Here is a 12,127-nt window from a genome sequence, read left to right as displayed (position 1 = left end):
CATTTCTAGATCCCTGGCAAATTGCCGCCGGGGCCACCCAGCTCGCGGTGGATGAAATCGAAGATCTCGGCGTCGGTGGCGTCGTCGAGGGTGTGCGTGGCCGATTTCTCCTCGGCGGGACCACGGTCGTCGCCCCACCGGGCGACGAACGCCTGCAGCTGCACCAGCAGCTTCTGCCGGGTCAGCCGGTCCGGCGCCTCGGCCGCGAAGGCGCCGTCGAGCCGTTCCAGCTCGGCGAGCAGCGGCGCCGCCGCGGCGGCGCCGTCCTCGGCGAGCCGGTCGCGCAGGTGCCGGGCGAGGGCCGCCGGCGTGGGGTAGTCGAACACCACGGCGGCGGGCAGATGGACGCCGGTGGCGGCGCGGAGCCGGTTGCGCAGCTCCACGGCCGTCATCGAGTCGAAGCCGACCTCGCGGAACGCCCGGTCGGGCTCCAGCCCCGCGTCGCCGCCGTGGCCGAGCACGGTCGCCGCCAGGCCGCCCACGAGGTCGACGAGGACGCCCTCGCGGTCGGCGGGGCTCAGCGGACGCAGCCGCTCCCGCAGCGCGGTCGCCGCCTCGTCGTCAGCCGGCCGGCGCTCGTCGTCGGCGGGCATCGCCGCGCCCGCCTCCGGGACGCCGGTCAGCAGCGGGCACTGCCGCATCGACGCGAACGTCGGCACGAACCGGTCCCAGCGCACGTCGGCGACGATCAGCGCCCCCTGCGCGCGCAGCGCCTGCCCGAACGCCTCGACGGCCAGCTCCGGGGGCAGGCCCGGCAGGCCCCGCCGGCGCAGTTGCGTCTGCTCCGCCGACTCGGGATCGTCGCGCCACGGTCCCCACGCCACGGCGGTGGCCGCCAGTCCCCCGTGGCGCAGGCTCGCCGCGAGCGCGTGCAGCAGCGCGTCGCCGGCGGACTGGCCGGCCCGGCCGCCCGCGCCCCACACCCCAGTGGTCGAGGTGCACAGCACGAACGCGTCGAGCGGGCGGTGGGCCAGCTCGTCGGCGTACCTCGGGACGTCGCCGACGGTGGCGGCCAGGTCGGCGGCCAGGGCGGCGAGGGTCAGCTCGGTCAGCGGCACCGAGCCGGTCTCGGCCGGGACGTGCACGAGCGCGGTCACCGGCCGTTCCTCGGCGGCGAGCCGCTCCATCAGGTCGCCGAGCTTGCCCGTGGCCGGCTCGGCCAGCGGGAGCACCTCGGCGCCGTGGCGGCCCAGCCAGTCGGTGGTGTGCCGGGCGAGGGGGCCGGTCCCGCCGGTGAGCAGGACGGTGCCGTTCGGCCGGTAGCCGTCGCCCGCCGCCGGCAGCCCGGTGTCGCGGACCAGCCGCCGGGTGTGCACGCCGGCCTCCCGGACGGCGAGCTGGTCCTCACCGTCGACGTTGACCAGGGCCCCGGCCAGGGCCGCGTACGCCGCCTCGGCCGGGTCCGCCGGCAGGTCGACGACTCCGCCGACGTGCCGGGGGTGCTCCAGCGCGGCGACGAGGCCGAGGCCCCAGGTGGTGGCCTGCGTCGGGTGCACGACCGCTTCCCCGCCGACGGCGACGGCGCCGGTGGTGGCCAGCCACAGCGGCACGGCCGGGCCGGAGCGGCCGGTGTGCGCCTGCACGAGCAGCAGGTTCGCCGCCAGGCCGGTCGGCAGCGCGGACTGCTCCGGGTGCGGCGCCTCGTCCAGCGCCAGCAGGGACAGCAGCGCCGTCGGCTGGTGCGCGGCGGCGAGCCGGTCGAGGTCGGCGGTCAGACCGTCGCGGGTGACGGTGGCCGGGTCGACGGTCAGCAGGTGCACCGTCGCGGCGCCGGCCGTGAGGGCGGCGAGCACCCGCTCGGTGACCTGGTGCCGCGGGGCCACCACCAGCCACGTGCCGGGGTCGGCGACGGTCAGCGCCCGGCGTTCCCAGGTGACCCGGTACCGCCAGCCGGCCAGGGTGCCGTCGAGCTGCCGGCGGCGCCGCCACGACTCCAGTTCCGGCAGCAGCTCGCGCATCGGCTGGTCCGGGTCGAGGCCGAGGCGGCCCAGGTCGCCGTCGGTGACGGCCCGCCAGAACGCGTCGTCGACCGGGTCGTCGGCGGCCGGTGCCGGCAACGTGTCGAGGGTCGGCCAGTAGCGCTGCGGCCGGAACGCGTACGTCGGCAGCTCGGGCAGCAGCCGGCGATCCGGGCGGGGGCCGGCCAGCGCGGCGAGCACCGCCGCCCAGTCGACGTCGCGCCCGGTGCCGTGCACGACGGCCAGCGCGGCGAGCAGGGCGGCCGGCTCGTCGGCGCCGGCGCGCAGCGCCGCCACGGCCGTGCCGTCGTCGGCGTCGGGGAGCAGGCCGGCGGTCATCGCCGTCAGCACCGCCTGCGGTCCGAGTTCCAGGAAGGTGTCCACGCCCGCGTCGCGCAGCGCGGCGATCCCGTCGGCGTACCGGACGGCCTCCCGGACGTGGCGCACCCAGTAGCCAGGCGTACGGATCTCGTCGGGCTCGGCGAGCCGCCCGGTCAGGTTCGACACGATCGGCAGCAGCGGCGCGGCGAACGTCAGTCCGTCGAGGACGGCTCGGAAATCGGTCAGCATCGGCTCCATCAGCGGGCTGTGGAACGCGTGGCTGACCCGCAGCCGGCGGGTGCGTACGCCGCGTTCCCGCCAGAGCCGTTCCAGCCCGTCGAGGGCGTCGAGGGCCCCGGCGAGGACCACGGCGGTGGGGCCGTTGACCGCGGCGACGCCGACCCGGTCGCCCAGCCCGGCCAGGGACTCGACGACGGCCGCCTCGTCGGCGGCGACGGCGAGCATCCCGCCCCCGGCGGGCAGGGCCTGCATGAGCCGGCCCCGGGCGGCCACCAGCGTGGCGGCGTCGGCGAGGGACAGCACGCCGGCGACGTGCGCGGCGGTGATCTCGCCGATGGAGTGCCCGCCAACGTGCCCGGGCACCACCCCGAACGACTCGACCAGCCGGAACAGGGCCACCTCCAGCGCGAACAGCCCCGCCTGGGTGAAGACCGTCTCGTCGAGCAGCGTCGCCTCGGCGCTGCCCTCGGCCGCGAACAGCACCGGCTTCAGCGGCTGCGGCAGCTGGTGGTCCAGGGCCGCGCAGACCTCGTCGAGGGCCGCCGCGAAGACGGGGAACGTGTCGTACAGCCGGCGGCCGGCACCGGGGCGCTGGGCGCCCTGGCCGGAGAACTGGACCGCGAGGCCGCCGCCGCGTCGCCGGGCGGTGACCACCGCGGGGTGCTCCTCCCCGGCGGCCAGGGCGCGCAGCGCGGCCAGCCGGGTCGCCCGGTCGGCGGCCACCACTGTGGCCCGCCGGCCGAGGTGGGCCCGGCCGTCGGCGAGCGCCCAGGCGACCAGGTCGGCGGGGTCGTCGCCCGTCGCGACGCGGTCGGCCAGCCGGCCGGCCTGCTCACGCAGCGCGGGCAGGTCGGCGGCGGAGACCGGCCACGGCAGGATCGCCGCGGGACGGTCCCCGTCGGGGAGGACCGGCTCCGGACGGTCCGGGGCCTGTTCCAGGATGACGTGGGCGTTGGTGCCGCTGATGCCGAACGAGGAGACGCCCGCCCGGCGCGGCCCTTCCGTGGTGGTCCACGGTCGTGCCTCGGTGAGCAGCGCCAGCGTGCCGGAGGACCAGTCGACGTGCGGGGTCGGCGCGTCGACGTGCAGGGTCTTCGGCAGCACCTCGTGCTGCAGGGCCAGCACCATCTTGATGAGGCTGGCGGCGCCCGCCGCGGCCTGGGTGTGGCCGATGTTCGACTTCACCGACCCGAGCCACAGCGGCCGGTCGGCGGTCCGGTCCCTGCCGTACGTGGCCAGCAGGGCCTGCGCCTCGATCGGGTCGCCGAGGGTGGTGCCGGTGCCGTGCGCCTCGACGACGTCCACGTCGGCGGGGGTGAGGCCGGCGTTGTCGAGCGCGTGCCGGATGACCCGCTGCTGCGCGGGCCCGTTCGGCGCGGTGAGGCCGTTGCTCGCGCCGTCGGAGTTGACGGCGCTGCCCCGTACGACGGCGAGGATCCGGTTGCCGTCGCGCTGGGCGTCGGAGAGCCGCTGGAGCAGCAGGACGCCGACGCCCTCGCCCCAGCCGGTGCCGTCGGCGGCCTCGGCGAACGCCTTGACCCGCCCGTCGGCGGCGAGGCCGCGCTGCCGGGAGAACTCCAGGAACGCGCCCGGCGTCGACATCACCGTCACGCCGCCGGCCAGCGCGAGGTCGCATTCGCCGCTGCGCAGCGCCTGCGTGGCGAGGTGCAGGGCCACCAGCGACGACGAGCAGGCCGTGTCGACGGTGACCGCCGGGCCGTGCAGCCCGAACGAGTACGCCAGGCGGCCCGAGACCACCGACGCGCCGTTGCCGGTCGCCTGGTAGCCCTCCACCTGGGCTCGGGCGCCCAGCAGCAGCGTGGCGTAGTCCTGCCCGTTGGTGCCCATGAAGACGCCGGTGGCGGAGCCGCGTACCCGGTGCGGGTCGATGCCGGCGCGTTCGAAGGCCTCCCAGGTGGTGTGCAGCAGCAGCCGCTGCTGCGGGTCCATGGCGAGGGCCTCGCGCGGGTTGATCCCGAAGAACGCGGCGTCGAAGCCGGCGACGTCGTGCAGGAACCCGCCGCTGCGGGTGTAGCTGGTGCCGACCTGCTCCGGGTCGCTGTCGAACAGGGCGTCGAGGTCCCAGCCCCGGTCGGCAGGCATCGGCGTGACCGCGTCCACTCCGTCGGCCAGCAGCCGCCACAGCTCCTGCGGCGACGACACCCCGCCCGGGAAGCGGCAGGCCATGGAGACGATCGCGATCGGCTCGTCGGCCGCGGGCCGGGCCGCGGTCGCGCCGCCGGCAGCCGGGCCGCCGTCCGCGCCGACGACGATTTCGGTACGCAGGAAGCGGGCCAGTTCCGCCGCCGAGGGGTGGTCGAAGACCACTGTCGACGGCAGGGTCAGGCCGGTGACCCGGCCCAGCCGGTCCCGCAGCTGCACGGCGGCGAGGGAGTCGAAGCCCAGCTCGCGGAACGCCCGGCCGGCCGGCACCTGGTCGGTGGTGGGGTGGCCGAGCACGGCCGCCGCCTCCGCGCGGACGAGGTCGACCAGCAGCGCCTCCTGGCCGGTCGCCGGCAGCGCGGCGAGCCGGTTGCGCAGCCCGTCGGTCGCGGCGGCGTTCTCCGGCCGCTGCGGCTCCCCGGCGACGGCGGGGGCGACCCGGTCGAAGAGGTGGCTCGGCCGTGCGGCGGTGAACGCCGTGACGAACCGGGACCAGTCGACGTCCACGATCACCGGGGCCGCCTCGGGGGCGTTCACCCAGCGGCCGAGCGCCGCGACGGCGGCGTCGGGCGCGAGCGGGCTGAACCCGCGGCGGCGCAGGCCGTCCGCGGTCTCCCCGGCGGCCATGCCGTCCTCCGCCCACGGGCCGTACGCCAGCGCGGTGGCGGGCAGGCCCTTCGCCCGGCGGGCGGCGACGAGGGTGTCGAGCAGGGCGTTGCCGGCCGCGTAGCCGGCCTGCCCGCCGCCGCCCCAGACACCGGCGACCGAGGAGAAGACCACGAACGCGTCGAGGTCCCGACCCCGGCAGGCGGTGTCGAGGTGCAGGGCGCCGAGCACCTTGCCGGCCAGGGTCTCCGACAGCTCGCCGTCGGTCACCTCGTGCGCTGCGGTGGTGCCGCCGGACGCCCCGGCGGTGTGCACGACGGCGGTCAGCTCCGGCAGCCCGGAGACCAGAGCCTCGACCGCGGCCCGATCGGTGACGTCGCACGCCACCACCCGCACCGCGCCCAGCTCCGCCACCAGCTCCGCAGCGCCCGGAGCCGCCGGACCCCGCCGCGACGCCAGCACCACCTCGGCCGCCCCGTTCGCCAGCAACCAGCGCGCCACATGCCGACCCAAGGCGCCCGTACCACCGGTCACCAGCACCGTCCCGGCGGGCCGCCAACCCGCACCCGCGGGCGGCGCGGCCGGCACCAGCCGCCGGCCGAAGAGGCCGTTGCGGCGGACGGCCACCTGGTCCAGGGTGCCGTCGGCGAGGACCGCGACGAGCCCGGCGCGGGCGCCGCGGTCGGCGCGGTCGGGCAGGTCGACCAGGCCACCCCAGCGGTCCGGCTGTTCGAGGGCGACGACCCGGCCCAGGCCCCACGCCAGCGCCGCCCACACGTCGCCGGCGCGCTCCCCGGCCGTGACCGGCATCGCGGTACGGCTCAGCGCCCACACCCGTCCCGGCAGGCCGGTGTCGGTGAGCGCCCGGATGAGGGTGAGCAGGGCGGCCGCGCCGGCGGGCACCGCCGGGGTGTCCGCCAGGGGCCGGTCCTGGCGGGGCAGCACGCAGAGCACCCCGGCCCAGCCGTCCCCGCTGATGCGGCGCAGTCGCTCGCCCAGTTCGGCGCGGGCGAGGGTGGACGACACGGTGAGCGTGTCCACCCGGGCGCCCGCCTGGGTGAGGGTCTTCGCCACGCCCGCGTCGGCGCCGCTGTCGACGGTGACGACCAGCCACCGCCCGGACAGCCGGGTCGCCGGGGCCGGCCGTACCGGCTCCCAGCCGATCCGGTACGACCACCCGTCGAGGGCGGTGTCGCGCGACCGGTGCTGACGCCAGCGCGCCAGGAGCGGCAGGGCCGGGCCGAGCGCGTCCAGGTCCTCGGTGTCGTCGCCGAGTTCGGCGGCGAGGGCGGCCAGGTCGCCGCGCTCGACGGCGGCCCAGAACTCGGTGTCGCCGCCATCCGGGGCGGTCTGCCTCGTGGGCGTGCCCTCAGGCCAGTAGCGCTGGTGCTGGAAGGCGTACGTGGGCAGGTCGACGCGGCGCGCGCCGGTGTCGGCGAACCACGACTGCCAGGTCACCGGTACGCCGTGCACGTGCAGCTCCGCCAGGGCGTGCAGCAGCGCGTGCGCCTCCGGACGGTCCCGGCGCTGCACCGCGACGGCCAGCACGGCGTCGTCGCCGGCCAGCACGTCGGCGGTCATCGCGGTCAGCACGCTCTGCGGCCCGACCTCCAGGAACGTGTCGATACCGGCGGCCCTCAGGGCGGTGATCCCGTCGGCGAAACGCACGGCGTCGCGCACGTGCCGCACCCAGTAGTCGGCCGTGCGGATCTCGTCCCCGGCCAGGGCCCCGGTCACGTTCGACACGACCGGCAGCAGCGGCGCGGAGAACGTCAACCCGTCCAGGACCGTGCGGAACTCGTCGAGCATCGGCTCCATCAGCGGGCTGTGGAACGCGTGGCTCACCATGAGACGGCGAGTGCGCACACCCCGGTCGCGCCAGTGCCGCTCCACCTCGTCGAGGGCCTCGACGGCACCGGACACCACCACTGCGGTGGGTCCGTTGACCGCAGCGACGCCTGCCCGGTCGGCGAGCCCGGCGATCGACTCGACCACTGCGGCCTCGTCAGCGGCCACGGCCAGCATGCCGCCGCCCGTGGGCAACGCCTGCATCAACCGACCCCGCGCGGCCACGAGAGCGCACGCGTCGGCCAGGGACAACACCCCGGCCACGTACGCGGCCGTCACCTCACCGATCGAGTGACCAGCCAGCATGTCCGGCACGATCCCGAACGACTCCACCAGACGGAACAGCGCCACCTCGACCGCGAACAACCCGGCCTGCGTGAACACCGTCTGATCCAGCAACTCCGCCTCGGCCGTGCCCGCCGACGCGAACAGCACCTCCCGCAACGGACGCGGCAACAACGGATCGAGGTGTCCGCACACCTCGTCCAGCGCGGTCGCGAACACGGGGAACCCGGCGTACAACTCCCGGCCCATCCCGGCACGCTGCGCACCCTGGCCGGAGAAGATCAGCGCGAGCTGGCCGCGTACGGCGGTGGAGCCGGTCACGACGGTCCCGGAGGGCTCGCCCGCATCGAGGGCCCGAAGCGCGGTGAGCAGGTCGTTGCCGTCGGCCACCACGGCGACGGCACGCTGTTCCAGCGCGGGTCGGGTGGTGACGGAGGACCAGGCCGCGTCCAGCGGACGCGGGGCCTCGTCGGCGGCGAGCCAGCGCGCCCACCGGCCCGCTTGGCCGGCCAGGGCCGCGTCGGAGCGCGCGGAGAGCAGCACCGGTACGACCGGCGGCAGGTCGCGGGCGACGATCTCGCCCTCGATCGTCTCAGCCGGTGGCTGCTCGATGATCACGTGCGCGTTCGTGCCGGAGATCCCGAACGACGACACCGCCGCCCGACGCGGACGGTCCACCGCCGGCCACGGAGTGGGCTCGGTCGCGAGGGCCACCGCCCCGGCCGTCCAGTCGACATGCGGCGACGGCTCGTCCACGTGCAGGGTCGCCGGCACCAGGCCGTGGCGCATCGCCATGACCATCTTGATCACACCGGCCACACCAGCAGCCGCCTGCGTGTGCCCGATGTTCGACTTGACCGAGCCGAGCCAGAGTGGCCGGTCGGCGGGCCGGTCCTGCCCGTACGTGGCCAGGACGGCCTGCGCCTCGATCGGGTCACCCAGCGTCGTGCCCGTGCCGTGCGCCTCGACCACGTCCACGTCGGACGGCGACAGCCGCGCCGACGCCAGCGCCTGCCGGATCACCCGCTGCTGCGACGGACCGTTCGGCGCCGTCAGCCCGTTCGACGCACCGTCCTGATTCACGGCCGTGCCCCGCACCACGGCGTAGATCTTCCGGCCCTCGCGCTGGGCGTCGGAGAGCCGCTGCACCAGCAGCACGCCGACGCCCTCGGACCAGCCGGTGCCGTCGGCCGAGGCGGCGAACGACTTGCACCGGCCGTCCTGCGACAGACCACGCTGACGCGAGAACTCGATGAACGTCCCCGGCGTCGCCATCACCGTCACACCACCGGCCAACGCCAGGTCGCACTCGCCGGAACGCAACGCCTGCGCGGCGAGGTGGAGCGCCACCAGCGACGACGAGCACGCCGTGTCCACCGTGACCGCCGGCCCCTCCAACCCGAAGGTGTAGGCGACCCGACCGGACAGCACGCTGCCGGAGGTGCCGGTGCCGACGTAGCCCTCCACCTCGGTCGGCAGGTCCATGAGCCGGGAGGCGTAGTCGTGGTACATGACACCGGCGAAGACACCCGTCCGGCTGCCCCGCAACCGCTGCGGGTCCAGCCCGGCCGACTCGAACGACTCCCACGACGCCTCCAGCAGCAACCGCTGCTGCGGGTCCATGGCGAGGGCTTCACGCGGCGAGATCCCGAAGAAGCCCGGGTCGAACTCGCCGGCGCCGTACAGGAAACCACCATGGCGCGTGTACGACGTACCGCTGCGGTTCGGGTCCGGGTCGAACAGCGACTCCAGGTCCCAGCCCCGGTCCGCCGGGAACTCGGAGATCCCGTCGCCGCCGCCGGCCAGCAGCTCCCACAGTTCGTCGGGGGATTCCACCCCGCCCGGGTAGCGGCAGGCCATGCCCACGATCGCGATCGGCTCGTCGGTGCCGACGACCGGGCCGGCGACCGGGCCGGCGGGCGACTGGCGCACCCCGGCCAACTCCGACCACAGGTGGTCGGCGAGCACGGCCGGGGTCGGGTAGTCGAAGACCAGCGTCGAGGCCAGCCGCAGCCCGGTGGCCGCGTTCAACCGGTTACGCAGGTCCACCGCCGTCAGCGAGTCGAAGCCCAGCTCCCGGAACGCCCGGTCCGCCGGCACCGACTCCGCACCACCGTGCCCCAACACCTGCGCGACCAGACCCCGTACCAGCACGTCGACCTGGGCGCGGCCCTCGTCCTCGGTCAGCCCGACGAGCCGGTCGGCCCAGCCGCCACCGCCCTGCCCCGCCTGGCGGCGGGTGCCGGTCACGCCGATCAGGGTGCGCAGCACGGCCGGCACGGGGCCGCCGGAGGTCGCCGCCCGCAGCGCGGGCACGTCGATCACGGCCGGTACGAGCACCGCCCGGTCGGCGCCCAGGGCGGCGTCGAACAGCTCCAACCCGATCTCGGCGCTCATCGGCGTCAGACCCGCCCGCGCGGACCGCGCCCGGTCCGCCTCGTCGATCGAGGCGGCCATGCCTGCCGTGTCCCACATCCCCCACGCCAGACTCACCGCCGGCAACCCGAGCTGCCGCCGGTGGGCCGCAAGCCCGTCGAGGAACGCGTTGCCCGCCGCATACGCCGACTGACCCGGCGAGCCGAGCACACCCGCAACCGACGAGAACACCACGAACAAGTCGAGATCCAGACCCGCCGTCGCCTCGTGCAGGAACCAACCCGCCGACACCTTCGGCGCCAACACCCCCGCCAACCGCTCCGCCGTCAGCCCCTCCACCACACCGTCGTCCAACACACCAGCGGTGTGCACCACACCTGCCAGCCGACCCTCGGCGGCCACCTCGGCCACCAGACCGAACACCTGGTCCCGGTCCGTCACGTCACAGGCAACGACCCGCACGGACGCACCCAACGCCGACAACCGCTCCGACAGCTCGCCCGCACCGGCGGCCTCCGGACCACGCCGCGACACCAGCACCAGCGACCGCACGCCGTGCACCGACACCAGGTGCTCCGCGACCAGCGCACCGAGCGCACCCGTACCGCCGGTGACCAGCACCGCACCGTCACCCACGGCCGGCGTCTCCGCCGCCGTGATGCCGGCCCGGACCAGGCGCGGCGAGTGCACCGCACCCCCGCGGACGGCCAACTGGCCGCCGGTCGCGGTCGGTTCCCGCAGGACGCCGTCCAGCAGGGCCACCAGCGCGGCATCCGGGTCGCCGTCGACGTCCGCGAGCACGATGCGGCCCGGGTGCTCCGACTGCGCCGACCGCAGCAGACCCCACACCGCCGCGCCGGCCAGGTCGGTCACCCGGTCGTCGTCCCCGACGGACACCGCGCCCCGGGTCACCACCACGAGCCGCGAGTCCGCCAGGGCATCCGCCGCGAGCCAGGACTGCACGGTCGCCAGCACGTCCGAGGTCACCGCCCGGACCGACTCCGCGGTCGCCGACCCGGGCGCGGGGAACACCGGCAGCAGCAGCGTCCGGGGGACGGACTCCTCCCCCGCGGCCGTCGCCACGTCGGGGTACGTGGGCATTCCGACGGGTGCCGGCAGCTCCCGGCCGCCGGTCACCAGCGCCCAGCCGGAAAGCTCCCCGGCGGGCGCGGCCTCCACGGCCGGCCATCGCAGCTCGAACAGCGACCGCGTGGCCACGCCCGGCGCGGCCACGCCGGTCAGCTCCCGCAGGGCGAGGGAGTCCACCGACACGACCGGCGCGCCCACCTCGTCGTACGCGGCCAGCCGCAGCCCGGAGCCGTCGCGGGTCAGGCGTACCCGCAGCGCCCCCGCTCCCGAGGCGTGTACCTGCACGCCCTCGAACGCGAACGGCACCCGTGGCCCGCCCGACTCCTCGCCGCCCAGCAGCAGCCCGATCGGGTGCAGGGCGGCGTCCAGCAGCGCCGGGTGCACGCCGAACCCGGCGGCCTCCGTCGCGTCGTCCGGCAGGACCACCTCGGCGTACACCTCGTCGCCGCCGGTCCAGGCACGCCGGAGCCCCTGGAAGGCCGGCCCGTACGTCAGGCCGTGTTCCGCCAGCGTCGGGTACCAGCTCGCCAGGTCCACCTCCGCCGCGCCGGCGGGGGGCCAGGTGACCGGGTCCGGCTCGTCGGCGGTGGAAGGCTCCAGCACGCCCTCCGCGTGCCGGGTCCAGCCCGCCTCGGGATCGTCGTCGGGGCGGGAGTAGACGGCGACGGGACGCTGCGGCGACTCCGACGTGGACACCCGCACCTGGATCCGTACGCCTCCCGTTCCGGGGAGGGCCAGCGGGGTGGCCATGGTCAGCTCCCGCAGCCGGGAGAGGCCCACCTCGTCGCCGGCCCGCACCGCCAGCTCGACCAGGGCGGTGCCCGGCACCAGCGTCAGCCCGGAGACCGTGTGGTCGGCCAGCCACGGGTGCGTGGCCAGGGAGAGCCGGCCCGTCAGCACCATCTCGTCGTCGCCGGCCAGGTCCACCGTCGCGCCGAGCAGCGGGTGCCCGGTGCGGCCGAGCCCGGCCCCGGACACGTCGCCCGTACGCGCCCGGCCGGCGGTGGGCCAGTAGCGCTGGTGCTGGAAGGCGTACGTGGGCAGGTCGACGCGGCGCGCGCCGGTGTCGGCGAACCACGACTGCCAGGTCACCGGCATCCCGTGCACGTGCAGCTCCGCCAGGGCGTGCAGCAGCGCGTGCGCCTCCGGACGGTCCCGGCGCTGCACCGCGACGGCCAGCACGGCGTCGTCGCCGGCCAGCACGTCGGCGGTCATCGCGGTCAGCACGCTCTGCGGCCCGA

Annotated in this window: 1 protein-coding gene (cut by a window edge); it reads right to left on the bottom strand. The window is 76.2% G+C overall.

The window, feature by feature from the left end; genetic code table 11:
- Positions 1 to 5: 5 nt before the first annotated feature.
- Positions 6 to 12,127, bottom strand: the final stretch of a protein-coding gene (locus MICAU_RS12300) for a type I polyketide synthase (protein WP_013285633.1). Its footprint extends 17,689 nt past the window's final position; only the last 12,122 of its 29,811 coding nucleotides appear in the window; its start codon lies beyond the right edge, outside the window; the stop codon is at positions 6 to 8.

Source organism: Micromonospora aurantiaca ATCC 27029 (assembly GCF_000145235.1).
In the GTDB taxonomy this organism is placed as follows: domain Bacteria; phylum Actinomycetota; class Actinomycetes; order Mycobacteriales; family Micromonosporaceae; genus Micromonospora; species Micromonospora aurantiaca.
This window is presented reverse-complemented; position numbering and strand designations above follow the sequence as displayed.